At 65.2% G+C, this 13,349-nt stretch carries 12 protein-coding genes; 8 read left to right on the plus strand and 4 right to left on the minus strand.

The window, feature by feature from the left end; genetic code table 11:
- Positions 1-88: 88 nt before the first annotated feature.
- The 4 genes from ilvN to LH475_RS02425 form a co-directional block, all read right to left on the minus strand.
- Positions 89-598 (minus strand): acetolactate synthase small subunit, encoded by a 510-nt coding sequence (ilvN, locus tag LH475_RS02410; RefSeq protein ID WP_196842535.1) that lies wholly within the window; start codon positions 596-598, stop codon positions 89-91.
- Between the two features lie 2 nt (positions 599-600).
- A complete protein-coding gene (locus LH475_RS02415) occupies positions 601-2,394 on the minus strand; it encodes an acetolactate synthase large subunit (RefSeq protein ID WP_196842534.1) in 1,794 nt (597 codons plus the stop codon).
- Between the two features lie 68 nt (positions 2,395-2,462).
- Positions 2,463-4,157, minus strand: coding sequence for a dihydroxy-acid dehydratase (ilvD, locus tag LH475_RS02420; protein ID WP_297412777.1), 1,695 nt, complete (start codon positions 4,155-4,157; stop codon positions 2,463-2,465).
- 42 nt (positions 4,158-4,199) lie between these two features.
- Positions 4,200-6,410: a bifunctional alpha,alpha-trehalose-phosphate synthase (UDP-forming)/trehalose-phosphatase gene (locus LH475_RS02425; protein WP_297412778.1), complete on the minus strand. Its 2,211-nt coding sequence runs from the start codon at positions 6,408-6,410 to the stop codon at positions 4,200-4,202.
- A 243-nt stretch (positions 6,411-6,653) separates the two neighbouring features.
- Here LH475_RS02425 and LH475_RS02430 point away from each other — a divergent pair, with 243 nt between their 5' ends.
- The 8 genes from LH475_RS02430 (at position 6,654) to LH475_RS02465 (ending at position 13,194) form a co-directional block, all read left to right on the plus strand.
- The gene (locus LH475_RS02430; RefSeq protein ID WP_196842532.1) at positions 6,654-6,842 is read left to right on the plus strand and encodes a hypothetical protein; all 189 of its coding nucleotides are present in this window, start codon (positions 6,654-6,656) and stop codon (positions 6,840-6,842) included.
- Positions 6,843-6,962: 120 nt separating this feature from the next.
- Positions 6,963-7,436 carry a hypothetical protein gene (locus LH475_RS02435; protein ID WP_196842531.1) on the plus strand — a complete coding sequence of 158 codons (474 nt, stop codon included), beginning with the start codon at positions 6,963-6,965 and terminating at the stop codon, positions 7,434-7,436.
- Positions 7,437-7,505: 69 nt separating this feature from the next.
- Complete coding sequence (locus tag LH475_RS02440) at positions 7,506-9,308, plus strand: glycoside hydrolase family 15 protein (RefSeq protein ID WP_297412779.1); 1,803 nt, start codon at positions 7,506-7,508, stop codon at positions 9,306-9,308.
- 144 nt (positions 9,309-9,452) lie between these two features.
- Positions 9,453-10,061, plus strand: a complete 609-nt coding sequence (locus LH475_RS02445; RefSeq protein ID WP_297412780.1) for a biotin transporter BioY — start codon at positions 9,453-9,455, stop codon at positions 10,059-10,061.
- Positions 10,062-10,125: 64 nt separating this feature from the next.
- Positions 10,126-10,806, plus strand: a complete 681-nt coding sequence (locus LH475_RS02450) for an ABC transporter ATP-binding protein (protein WP_297412781.1) — start codon at positions 10,126-10,128, stop codon at positions 10,804-10,806.
- 10 nt (positions 10,807-10,816) lie between these two features.
- Positions 10,817-11,410 (plus strand): energy-coupling factor transporter transmembrane protein EcfT, encoded by a 594-nt coding sequence (locus LH475_RS02455; protein ID WP_196842529.1) that lies wholly within the window; start codon positions 10,817-10,819, stop codon positions 11,408-11,410.
- A gap of 145 nt (positions 11,411-11,555) precedes the next feature.
- The gene (locus LH475_RS02460) at positions 11,556-12,557 is read left to right on the plus strand and encodes an FKBP-type peptidyl-prolyl cis-trans isomerase (RefSeq protein ID WP_297412782.1); all 1,002 of its coding nucleotides are present in this window, start codon (positions 11,556-11,558) and stop codon (positions 12,555-12,557) included.
- 184 nt (positions 12,558-12,741) lie between these two features.
- On the plus strand, positions 12,742-13,194 hold the full coding sequence (locus LH475_RS02465; protein ID WP_196842528.1) for a DUF1801 domain-containing protein: 453 nt from the start codon (positions 12,742-12,744) through the stop codon (positions 13,192-13,194).
- Positions 13,195-13,349: the final 155 nt, after the last annotated feature.

Raw genomic sequence — 13,349 nt, forward strand, 5'->3', positions numbered from 1 at the left:
ACGATTTGGGGTGGTGGTCGCGAGAGTGCACGGTGGTCGAGCGTATCGAGACCACTGGCACGGTGGTCGAGCGTGTCGAGACCATTGGTTAGTTTTTGAAGACGCGCTCGGTAATCGACTTCGACCCCCGGCCGATGGCGAGCAGACCCGACTGGGCGAGCTCGCGAATGCCGAACGGTTCGAGCACGCGCAGCAGCGCCTGGGTCTTGCCGCTGTCACCGGTTACCTCGATGACGACCGCATCCGTGGCCACGTCGACGACGCGAGCACGGAACAGGTTGACCGCTTCGAGCACCTGTGAGCGGGTCGTGTTGTCAACCTTGACCTTGATCAGCAGGTGTTCGCGCTGCACCGACTGGGCGACGTCGAGCTCGACGATCTTGATGACGTTGATCAGCTTGTTGAGCTGTTTGGTCACCTGTTCGAGCGGCACGTCCTCGACGTCGACGAGGATCGTGATGCGGGACAGGCCGGGAATCTCACTGTGGCCCACGGCGAGGCTTTCAATATTGAAACCTCGGCGCGCGAACAAGCCGGCGACGCGCGTGAGCAGGCCGGACTTGTCCTCGACGAGCAAACTCAGGACGTGGCTCGTCACGGTTACTCTTCTCCCCAGGTCGGCGCGTGGTCCTTGGCGTACTGGACGAAGCTGTTGCTGACGCCCTGCGGAACCATCGGCCAGACCATGGCGCCGGGGCTCACGATGAAGTCGATGACAACCGGGCGGTCGTTGGTGGCGAGGGCCAGTTTGATGGCGTCATCAACCTGGTCCTTGCTGGTGACCCGAATTCCGAGCGCGCCATAGGCATCCGCCATCTTCACGAAGTCGGGCACCATGGCGGTGCCATGACCGGTGTTCAGGTCGGTGAAGGAATGACGTCCGTCGTAGAACAGCGACTGCCACTGGCGCACCATGCCGAGCGACGAGTTGTTGATGATGGCCACCTTGATCGGAATCTGGTTGATCGTGCAGGTGGCGAGTTCCTGGTTCGTCATCTGGAAGCAGCCGTCTCCGTCGATCGACCAGACCACCCGGTCGGGCTCGGCGACCTTGGCGCCCATCGCGGCGGGGATGGAGTAGCCCATGGTGCCGGCGCCGCCGGAGTTGAGCCAGGAGTTGGGGCGTTCGTACTTGATGTACTGCGCCGCCCACATCTGGTGCTGGCCGACACCGGCCGCGTAGACCGCCTCGGGTCCGGTGAGTTCGCCGATGCGCTGGATCACGTATTGCGGGGCCAGCAGTCCGTCGGTGGGCTCGGTGAAGCCGAGTGGAAACTCCTCCTTCAGGCCGTGCAGGTAGGTCCACCACTCAGCGGTGTCGGGCGCGGCGCCCTGGGCGGCATCTACCCAGGCCAGGGTCAGGTCGGCAATGACATCCTTGGCATCACCGACGATGGGTACATCGGCAAAGCGGATCTTGGAGATCTCCGCCGGGTCGACGTCAACGTGCACGATCTTCGCGTTGGGTGCGAACTCGCTGATCTTTCCAGTCACCCGGTCGTCGAAGCGCGCTCCGAACGAAATGATGAGGTCGCTCTCTTGCAGAGACAGCACGGCCGAAACTGTGCCGTGCATGCCCGGCATGCCGAGGTGCTGCGGGTGCGAGTCGGGAAAAGCGCCGCGGGCCATGAGGGTGGTCACGACCGGTGCGCCGGTCGCCTCGGCGAGCACGAGAAGCTCGGCCGCGGCGTGGGCGCGGATGACGCCACCACCGACATAGAGCACGGGCTTCTTCGCGGCCAGTAGCAGCTGGGCTGCCGCCTGCACCTGCTTGCCGTGGGCCTTGACGATCGGCCGGTAGCCGGGCAGGTCGAGCTTGGGCGGCCAGATGAACGGCGCCAGGTTCTGCTGCGCATCCTTGGTGATGTCGACGAGCACCGGGCCGGGTCGGCCGGTGGAGGCGATGTGATAGGCCGAGGCGATCGCCGCCGGAATTTCTTCTGCGCGGCGGGCGAGGAAGGAATGTTTGGTGATCGGCATGGTGATGCCGATGATGTCGGCTTCCTGGAAGGCGTCTGTTCCCATCGAGGTCGAGAACACCTGGCCGGTGATCGCGAGCAGCGGAACCGAGTCCATGTAGGCATCCGCTATGGCGGTGACGAGGTTCGTCGCGCCCGGGCCGCTGGTAGCGATGGCGACGCCGACGCGACCGGTGGCAGAGGCGTACCCCTCGGCCGCGTGGCCGGCACCCTGTTCATGGCGAACCAGAATGTGGCGAATTTTGGTTTGCGTCATGAGCTCGTCGTAGAGCGGAATAACGGCGCCGCCGGGGATGCCGAAGACGTCGGTGACGCCGAGCAGCTCCAGGGTGCGAATGATCGCACCGGAGCCGGTGAGCATCTCCGGTTCCGCAGACGCGGGAGCGGAGGGCACGGGAGTGGTTTCCGTGGTCATTGTCGTTGAATCCCTACTTCGAAATCGGTCGTTTCGACATCTAACCGTGTGCCCACCGGGCACACGGGCTAGCCGGTGATCGCGCCTTCAGCGGCGGAATGCACGAGCTTGGCGTACTTTGCGAGTACGCCACGGGTATAGCGCGGGGGAAGAGGCGCCCAGCCATCTCGGCGAGCGGCCAGCTCTGCTGGTGCGACCAGTAGGTCAAGCGAGCGAGCTGCGATATCGACCCGTATCAGATCCCCATCGCGCACGAAGGCGATTGGACCTGCGTCCACCGCTTCGGGTGCTATATGGCCGATACACAGTCCGGTTGTGCCGCCTGAGAATCGACCATCCGTTAACAGTAGTACATCGGAGCCGAGGCCTGCGCCCTTGATGGCGGCCGTGATGGAGAGCATCTCGCGCATGCCCGGCCCACCCTTGGGGCCTTCATAGCGGATGATGACCACATCACCCTTGTAGATTTTACCCTCGGTGAGCGCGTCCATCGCGGCGCGTTCCCGTTCGAACACTCGGGCCGGTCCTTCGAACACGGCGGCGTCGAATCCGGCGGTCTTCACCACGGCGCCCTCGGGGGCAAACGTGCCCTTGAGAATGGTGATACCACCGCTCGTGTGAATGGGGTTGTCGAGGGTGCGCAGTACTTCACCGTCGGGGGCAGGCGGATCGATTTCGGCCAGGTTCTCGGCGAGGGTCTTGCCGGTCACGGTGAGCACGTCGCCGTGGATCAGGCCGGCCGCGAGCAGCGCGCGCATGACGACGGGCACTCCACCCTGGCGGTCGACGTCGTTCATGACGTACTTGCCGAAGGGCTTGAGGTCGCCGATGTGCGGAACCTTGTCGCCGATGCGGTTGAAATCGTCGAGGGTGAGCTCGACCTCTGCCTCACTCGCGATGGCGAGCAGGTGCAGCACGACGTTGGTCGAACCGCCGAAGGCCATGGCCACGGCGATGGCGTTCTCGAACGCCTTGCGGGTGAGAATGTCGCGGGCGGTAATGCCGAGCCGCAGCATGTTGACGACGGCTTCACCGGAGCGGTGTGCGAAATAGTCGCGGCGACGGTCAGCGGATGCCGGGCTCGCCGAACCGGGCAGGCTCATTCCCAGGGCTTCCGCGACGCTCGCCATGGTGTTCGCGGTGTACATGCCACCGCAGGCACCCTCACCCGGAGCGAACGCGCACTCGATGCGCTTGGCATCCGCCGCACTCATGCGGCCGGCCTTCACAGCGCCGACGGCTTCAAAGGAGTCGATGATGGTGATGTCTTTTTCGGTGCCGTCACTGAGCTTGACCCAGCCCGGCGCGATTGATCCGGCGTACAAGAACACGCTCGCGAGGTCGAGGCGGGCAGCGGCCATGAGCATGCCGGGCAGCGACTTGTCACAGCCGGCCAGCAACACCGAGCCGTCGAGGCGCTCGGCCTGCATGACGACCTCGACCGAGTCGGCGATGACCTCACGGGAGACGAGCGAAAAATGCATGCCTTCATGGCCCATCGAGATGCCGTCAGAAACGGAGATAGTGCCGAACTGCAGCGGGTATCCACCGCCGGAATGCACGCCCTCTTTGGCTGCCTGGGCCAGGCGGTCGAGCGACAGGTTGCACGGTGTGATCTCGTTCCACGAGCTCGCAATTCCGATCTGGGGCTTGTCCCAGTCGGCGTCGCCCATCCCAACGGCACGGAGCATTCCACGAGATGTGGTGGCTTCGATCCCATCGGTGACATCGCGGCTACGGGGTTTCACATCGATCTCAGACATGCCCTTTAGTCTAGAACCTCGGCGGGCAACTCAGCTCCAGGATCAGAGCGACTGGCCCGCTCGCAGTGCGGCAATGCGCACCAGGACCTGGGTGACCTCGTGCGGGCTGCGCACCCGGTAACCGGCGAGGGTGGCGCCCTGGCCGATTTTGAGTCCGACGTCGTCGTCACGCAAGGCCGCGAAGGCATCCTCGTCGGTCACGTCGTCGCCGGCGTAGAACACGCGATCGGCGCCGGTGTAATCGCGCAGCGTGGCGAGGGCGTCGCCCTTGGTGCTCGAGCGCACCGAGAACTCGAGCACGTTCTTGCCTTCTCGAACGGTCAGCCCGGGCAGCTGATCATCGAGTTGCTCGCGCGCCTGGCGTCGTGCGGTCTGGCCGTCTTTCTCGGTCGCGAGGCGAGTGTGCAGGGCCAGACCGGCGGGCTTGCGCTCAATCGTGGCGCCGGCAATCGTTCCGGAGATGCTCTCGAGCACGCGGGCGAGGGTATCGAGTTGCTCGAGCTCGGTGGAGAGCAGGTTCAGCTCAATCTCGGGGGTGTCCAGCTGCACCTCGATGCCGTGCGAGCCGGTGAGCAGCACCGAACTCTGCGGCTGCGCGACGTGTTGCAGGCTCACCAGGGCGCGGCCGGAGACGAAGGCGACGCGCACGCCCGGCAGGTCGAGCAGGACCTGCACGGCTTCCCGGGTGCCGGCGATGGCACGGGCATCTTCTGGATGGTCGACGTGCGGGGCCAGGGTGCCGTCGAAGTCGAGGGCGATGAGCAGGTTCTCGGCGCCGGCAATGCTCTGCAGGGCCAGGTCGAGGTCGTCGGGGATTCCGGCGGGCACGGCGGCGCCGCCGGTGAGGGCGCGCAAAAACGAGGCCGACCAGGCGGCGACATCGTTTTCGGCCACCTTGCGGCGCAAGGACCGCATACGCCGGGTGCGCTCCCGCTTGGGCATCTCCACCGCACGCACGATGGCGTCCTTGGTGCCGTCGATGTCGTGCGGGTTGATCAGAATCGCCTGCTTGAGTTCGTCGGCGGCGCCGGCGAACTCGCTCAACACCAGCACACCGTCGACGTCGAAGCGCACGGCCACGTATTCCTTGGCAACGAGGTTCATGCCGTCGCGCAGGGCCGTGACCAGCATGACGTCGGCGGCGAGATACATCGCGACCATTTCTTCGCGCGGATAACTGTGGTGGTGATAGCTGATGGCGGTGTGACTGATCGTGGAGAAGTCGCCGTTGAGCCGGCCGACAGCGAGTTCGATCTCGTCGCGCAGGGCCATATAGGTACCCACGCGTTCGCGGGACGGGCTGGCAACCTGCACCAGGGTGACGTCTTCGATGCTCAGGCGACCTTCGGCGAGCAGTTCGCCGAAGGCCTTGATGCGATGGCCGATGCCCTTGGTGTAATCAAGCCGGTCGACGCCGAGCATGAGGGTTTTGGGGCTGCCGAGGTCTTCGCGAATCTGGCGTGCGCGGGCCTGAATGTCGGGACGCCGGGCGAGTCCTTCGAAGGCGGCGGCGTCGATCGAGATGGGAAAATGTTTGGCGATGACGCGACGCGTGTCGGCGTTCTCGCCGGTCGGCACGTCGATGACGACGCCGCGGGTCGTGTAGCCGCAGAGACGACGCACCGCCTGGGAGAAGTTGCCGGCATCCGCCAGCCGTTGAAAGCCGATGACGTCGGCACCGAGCAGCCCGTGCAGAATCTGTTTGCGCCAGGGCAACTGCGCGAAGATTCCATAGGGCGGAAATGGAATGTGATTGAAGAAGCCGATGACGAGGTCGGGGCGGGCCCCGCGCAGCATGCGCGGAACCAGCTGCAGCTGGTAATCGTGCACCCAGACCGTGGCACCCGGGGCAGCGACCGCGGCGGCGGCCGCCGCGAATCGACGGTTGACGGCGACGTAGGCGTCCCAGGTCTCGCGATGAAAGCTCGGCGGCGCAATAACGTCGTGGTAGAGCGGCCACAGTGTGTCGTTGGAGAAGCCCTCGTAGTAGTCCTCGATGTCGGCTTCATTCAGCCGTACCGGAACGAGCGAGATCCCGTCATTCTCAAAGGGCTCGAAATCACGATCGGCGACACCCGGCCAGCCGACCCAGGCACCGTGCGAAGAACGCATCAGGGGTTCCAGCGCGGTGACCAGCCCGCCGGGCGAGGTGCGCCAGGCGGCGGTACCGTCTTCGGCTTCTTCATAGTCGACCGGCAGTCGGTTCGAGACGACCACCAGCGTAAACGTGCCGGCCGGGGCATCGGCGGGCACGACGGGGGCCGTCTTGGACCGTGTGGATTCGGCTAAAGAGGTAATGGATCATCCGTTCCGGGCACACCCGAGGTGCACACCTGCGTTGCCCTCTTAGGGTACCAGTCGGGCCCACACCCGTTCGGGGTCCGTTTCGCGCCCCACTGGCGCACGTGTTCGTTCACGGGTTTCTCCCAGCAAATGCCGGTTGAGAGCATCGCCGTGCTCGCGCCTGTGCCGGGTAACCTGATGCCGGAGGTTCACATGCGAAAGTTCGTGTTCAGCAGTGCAATGATCGGCGTTATCGCCGGAGGATGGAACACCGTGCAGGCCACGCGGCACGGTCCGCGCGACTGGCGCCTCGTGATGCTGTGGCTCGGCTGGGCGCTGAGCGCCGCCGTCGCCATCGGCACGGTCATTGAAGACGCCAATAAACGTCAAGTCGAGAGCTGAATTCGGCTCCCAATCGGTGTGTCCGGCGGCGTGTCCCCCGGCGACTCGGCGACTTATCACCGAGACTGAACAGGGCGGCCGATTGTGGTCGTCCGCTTCGCATCTGAAAAGGGGCTAGTCATGTTTGGTCGTCGACGTCGACGTTTGGCCGCGAGTGCGGCGTTGACCGTCGCCCCAGCTCCGGTGCTGAGCGACGAGCAGATTTTTGAGCTTCTGCACGACAAGCTCAGAGCTCTGGTCGGCGAGCACGGCGCCTGGACTCTGGTGGCCCGCAGCACGCACGACACCGAGGTCATCTTTCACGGGTTGAAGGCGCGCGAGATCGCGACCGAACTGACCTCGGCGCTCACGACCGAGCAAGCCGCCCTGCGCGGCGAGACCAGCGGTGAGCCCACCGCACTGTCCTGGACGCCCGCGCCGATCACGACCTGGAACGAACCGGCCGCGACCGAGGCCCCATTTGCTGACGCCACGCTACTGGAGACCACGCGGGTCGAGACTGCGGACACGAGCGATGACGATCTGGCCGCGGCATCCGCTGCCTGGATCGAGAAAGCGTCGGCGACGCTCGCATCTGCTCGTCTCGTCGCCTGATCGCATTCGCTGAGTCGGCTGCCGCCGATAGAGAGCAAATTCTCACCCTGCTGCTGACAGGATGGCCGGATGGCACTCCCTATCGAGGACTACGCACTGATCAGCGACTGCCACTCGGCTGCGCTCGTGGGGCGAAACGGCAGCATTGACTGGCTGTGCCTGCCGCGATACGACTCCGCCTCGATGTTCGGCGCCCTGCTCGGCGATGAAAACCACGGCCGTTGGCTGCTCGCCCCGGCGGATGCTTCAGCCACCGCCACCCGCAGTTATCGGGGCGACACCTTTGTGCTGTCGACCATCTGGTCAACGCCCACCGGTCAGGTTGAGGTTCTCGACTTCATGCCGCACGGCGACGGCAGAGCCGACCTGATGCGGCGCGTGCGCGGCATCAGCGGCACCGTGCATATGATCCAGGACCTGCGCTTTCGCTTCGGTTATGCCACGACAATGCCGTGGGTGCGCCAGCTGACGGGCGAGCCCGTTCGCGGCCTCGTTGCGATCGCCGGTCCCGACGCCATAGTGGTGCGCGGCCCGGCGCTGCGCGCCGCCGACCACCGCCACGTGTCGCACTTCGATGTGGCAGCCGGCGACGCGGTCGATGCGCAGATGACGTGGTACCCCTCGCACCGCGCAATTCCGCCAGCCGTCGACATTGATGCCGCGTATGCCACGACCTGCACCTGGTGGCAGAATTGGGCGTCGAGTTGCAGCCATGAAGGAGCCCTGCGCGCCGAGGTTGTGCGTTCCCTGCTCGTGCTGCGAGCGCTGACCCATGAGCGCACCGGCGGCATCGTGGCCGCGGCGACAACCTCACTGCCCGAGCAGTTCGGCGGATCCCGCAATTGGGACTACCGCTACGTCTGGCTGCGCGACGCTTCGCTCACCCTCGAGGTGCTGCTCAGCCACGGCTACGAGCTGGAGGCCGACGATTGGCGCGCCTGGCTGCTGCGCGCGATTGCCGGCGACCCCAACGACGTGCAAATCATGTACGGACTCTCCGGCGAACGCTACCTGCCCGAACGCGAGCTCACCAGCTTGCCCGGCTACAACGGCGCCTCACCGGTGCGTGTGGGCAACGGCGCTGTTGACCAGTTTCAGTCCGACGTCATCGGTGAGGTCATGGTGGCCCTGCACGCCGCCCGCACCGCCGGCGTGCAGGAGAACGAGTTCTCCTGGCCGCTGCAGCGTGCCCTCATGAGCTTTCTCGAAAAGAATTGGCGCCGGCAAGACCGGGGCATCTGGGAGGTTCGCGGGCAGGCCCGCGAATTCACCCACTCGCGCGTGATGGTTTGGGCGGCCTTCGACCGCGCCGTGCGCGGCATCGAGGAGTGCGGGCTCGACGGTCCGCTCAAGCGCTGGAAGACCCTGCGCGACGAGGTGCGCTCCGACATCGAGACTCGCGGGTTCGACGCGGAGCGAAACAGCTACGTGCAGTATTACGGCAGCACCGAAGTGGATGCCTCCCTCCTCGTACTCCCGCAGGTCGGCTTCTGCGCGCCCACCGATCCACGCATGCTCGGCACCGTGGCCGCGATCGAGTCCGATCTCATGCGGAATGGGCTGTTGCTGCGTTACCGCACGATCAGCGCGGTGGACGGACTGCCGCCGGGTGAGCATCCGTTTCTAGCCTGTTCTTTCTGGCTGGTCGAGCAGTACGCGGCCTCGGGTCGCACGCGCGACGCCGATGCGCTCATGAATCGTCTGGTCGGTTTCGTGAACGATGTCGGGCTGCTCTCGGAGGAGTACGACGTGGCCAACGGGCATCAGGCGGGCAACTTTCCCCAGGCGCTCTCGCACCTGGCGCTGGTGCGAGCAGCGGATGCCATCGTGACGCACATGGTCTCAACAAGCTCGACCAATGAAAAAACGTAGGTCGAACCCGTCGAGACCACCGCACCGTTCGTCGAGCCCGTCGAGACCACCGCCAACCAAAAAACGCGATCCTCTACAATTCACCCCGATTCGTTGTAGGTATTCTTCAGCGGCGGGTGAGTCTCGAATTCTAGATTTGGAATCATGACCGACACCGTTCGTGCCAGCGCCCCGACGCGGCGTATTCTGCCCGCCCGCGATCTTGCCCAGATCGCCATTTTCGCCGCCCTCATCGCGGCACTCGGCCTGCCCGGACCGCTCAACATCGGGCCGGTGCCCATCACGCTGCAAAGCCTCGGCGTCATGTTCGCCGGAGCCATTCTCGGCCCGCGCAAAGGAACCCTCGCCGTGCTGTTGTTTCTCGTTCTGACGGCGGTGGGTCTGCCCCTGCTCGCCGGAGCGCGCGGCGGCATTGGTGTGTTCACCGTCAGCCCGGCTGCCGGATACCTCTACGGCTGGCTGCTCGGCGCCTTCGTCACCGGGTACCTCGCGGCCCGCCTGCTGCCGAAATACCCGTTCTGGCCGGCTCTCGGTGCCACGATTCTCGGCGGCATTGGTGCGGTCTACCTGATCGGCATCCCGGTCATGGCCCTCAACCTCGGCCTACCACTCTGGACCGCGATCGGCCTCAACGTCGCGTTCCTACCCGGAGACCTGATCAAGGTCATCGTGACCGTGCTCGTTGCTCGCCAGGTGCACAAGGCCTACCCCGGCCTGATCAAGCTGCCCAAGCGCCGCGCGATCGACAACTAGCGGTGCGAAAACTGGCTGCGCGAAATCTGGCTGCGCGAAATCTGGCTGCGCGAGATCACGCCGCGTGAGCATCATCCGCTTCGAGGAGGTCGGGCATTCTTTCGGTGACCGTACGGTGCTGCGCGAGGTGAACCTCAGCCTCACCGAGCACCGCATCGGCATCGTCGGCGCGAACGGATCGGGCAAGTCCACCCTCGTGCGCATGATCAATGGTCTCGTCACGCCGACCAGCGGCACCGTGACGGTGGATGCACTCAACGTGGCCCGCCATGCCCGTGACGTGCGCCGCAAGGTGGGTTTCATTTTCACCAATCCCGACAACCAGATCGTGATGCCCACCGTGCAGGAAGACGTGGCGTTCACTCTGCGCCGTCGCGGCCTCTCCCCTGCCGAAATCTCCACGCGCACCGCGGCCGCTCTCGAACAGTTCGGGCTGAGCGGGCACGCTGAGCATCCGGCGCACCGCCTCTCCGGCGGGCAGAAACAGTTGCTCGCGCTCGCCGCCGTGCTCGTGGCGCAGCCGGCCACGATCGTCGCCGATGAACCGACCACCCTGCTCGACGCCCGCAATGCCCGCCGTATTGGTGAACTGCTGCAGACGCTCCCCCAGCAGGTCATTGTTGTCACCCACCACCTGCACCTGGTTGAAGAATTCGACCGGGTAATCGTGATCGAAGAGGGCGAGGTCGTCGCCGACGGCGCGCCCGCGCAGTCTCTGGCGACCTACCGCGCTCTGCTGCAGTGAGCAGCGTCGCATGATCGGCCTCTACAGCCCCGGCACCTCGTTCATTCACCGCGCCCCCACGCTGCTCAAGTTATTCCTGCTCTCGCTCTGCGTCGTCATGATTGGCACCTCGCCCGACCTGCGCATCGTCGGCGCTGCCGCATCCGGCGTCGTGCTGTTGTTTCTCATCGCGCGGGTTCCGGTGCGGGCGGCCGCAGCCCAGATCGCACCCATCTTGCTGATTCTGCTGGTCGCCGTGCCCATTCAGGGGTTGCTCTCCGGCTGGACGGTAGCCGCCCTGATGGCGGGCCGCCTACTCGTGGCGGTGGCCCTCGCCGCCCTGTTCACGATGACGACCACGGTCACCGCAGTGCTCGAAGCGTTCCAGACCCTGCTGCGCCCGTTCCGCAGATTCATCGACGCCGACCGGGTGGGGCTGCTCGTCGCCCTCACCATCCGGTGCATACCGCTCGTCGCCGACATCGTGCGCGAGGTGCTCGAGGCCCGCACAGCGCGTGGCACGCAGGGCTCCCTCGTATCGATCGCCGTTCCGGTCGTGGTGCGATCACTCTACGCAGCAGATGCCCTGGGCGAGGCCCTGATCGCGCGCGGGCTCGACGACTGAAACGGAGCGGCGACTCGCCCCGCGCCATCCGCTCATTCAGCCGGTTCATAGGCGATGCGTGGCAGAGTAGGCACTTGGCCGTTCGCGCCAGCAGACATCCCCAGATCATCGTCTGCACCCCAGGTACATTCTCGAAAGAGGCTCCGTGTCGAAAATTCCCGCGTTCCTGACCATTGTGGGCTTGACGCTCGCACTCACGGCCTGCGGCGGCAGCGGCACGCCAACCGCAACGGATGCCGCTCCCGCTGCCGATACTGCCTATGCCAAATGCACCTCACCGGGAAAAGTGTCGGATTCCGTCGGTGTGACCGGCGACTTCGGCGGCGTGCCGACCGTCGACTTTGCCAAGCCGCTGAAGCCAACGGCCACCCAGCGCACAGTGGCCATCAAGGGTTCCGGCACGACCAAAGCGAGCGGCGGATCGCTGGTTGCCGCCTCGTTGTCGGTGTACAACGGGACCACCGGAGCTGTCGTGCAGGAAACGAAATACCCGACCGATGGGTCGAGCCAGACCATCACCGTCGGCGAAACGTTCCTGCCGGGACTGGTGCGCGCAGCTAATTGCTCCGTTGAAGGCGATCGCATCGTCGCCGTCAGCACAACGGAGGATGCCTTCGGTACGAAGGGCGCATCCAAGATCGGCATCGCGGCGGGTGACTCGGTGGTGTTTGTCATCGACGTCATCTCTGTCACCAACCTCGCCGACCGCGCCAACGGCGTGGATCAGCCCCCTGTCGACGGCCTCCCAACCGTTAAACTCGCGGACAACGGCGCCCCGACCATCACCGTCCCCGACGCCGCGGCACCAACTGAACTGAAAATAGCCCCCCTGAAGCTGGGTGATGGTGCCGTTGTCGCCGACGGCGACACGGTATCGGTCGAGTACACCGGGGTCATCTGGGGTAGCGGCAAAACGTTTGACTCGTCGTGGAAAACCGTAGGACCGGTCACCTTCGTCACCAGCCAGGTTGTTCCCGGCTTCGGCGCGGCGCTCGTTGGTCAAACCGTCGGATCCCAGGTGCTTGCTGTTCTGCCGCCGGCCGAAGGTTACGGCGAAGCTGGCAATGACTCCGCAGGCATCAAAGGCACGGACACTCTCGTGTTCGTCGTCGACATTGTGGGCACGGCAGCGACACCCGCCGCCTGACCCACTCACTGCGGGCGCCGTTCGTCGACCCTCGGGCCGACGGACGGCGCCTTTTTGTGCCTGGTTCATGTGCGGCCGCGATACGCGGTTTCTGAGTGTGTGCCCAGCCGCGAATGAAAATACCGTGAGAGTGTAGATGTCAGGCACAATCTGCCCGGCACCGCGTCGGGCATGAACGTTCTACTTGAAAGAGGCTATTCACCTGACATCCACACTCGCCCCCACGTCTACCCCGACCGCATTCCACGTTGCCGCTCCGACTGCTGCCGTTGTCTCGACGACCGTGAAGCCGGCGAACATTGACGAATACGTCGCTGCTCCAGCCGAGCCCCTCGCGAGCGTCGTCGGCCTGCTTCGCGACAAGTTCGACCTGGGCCTGCCGGAGACGTCGACGGAACTGTGGCACGGGCATCCGGTCTGGCTCGACGACGAGCTGCCGGTAGCCGGATTCAAGGCGTACCCGACCTTTGTCACCGTGTTGTTCTGGCGCGGCCAGGCCATCACCGATGATTCAGGCAAGCTCAATGCGAGCGGGTCGGCCGAGATGAGCGAGTTCAAGCTGCGCAGCGTTGAAGACTTCGACGACACGCTGTTCGACGGCTGGCTGCAGCAGGTGCGTGAGCTCCAAGCCGCCTGATTCAACAGCGCTAACACGAACGGGCCCCCGCCGCGGGCGCGGGGCGGGGGGGATGGGGGGGGGCAACAGCGGGGGGGGGCGGGGGCAAATTGTTTGGTTTGTTTGGTACACATAGCGGCGCAGGGGGGGGAGTGCAGGCCCGGATAATCGGTAAA

This window comes from Cryobacterium sp. (assembly GCF_026786305.1).
Taxonomy (GTDB): Bacteria; Actinomycetota; Actinomycetes; order Actinomycetales; family Microbacteriaceae; genus Cryobacterium.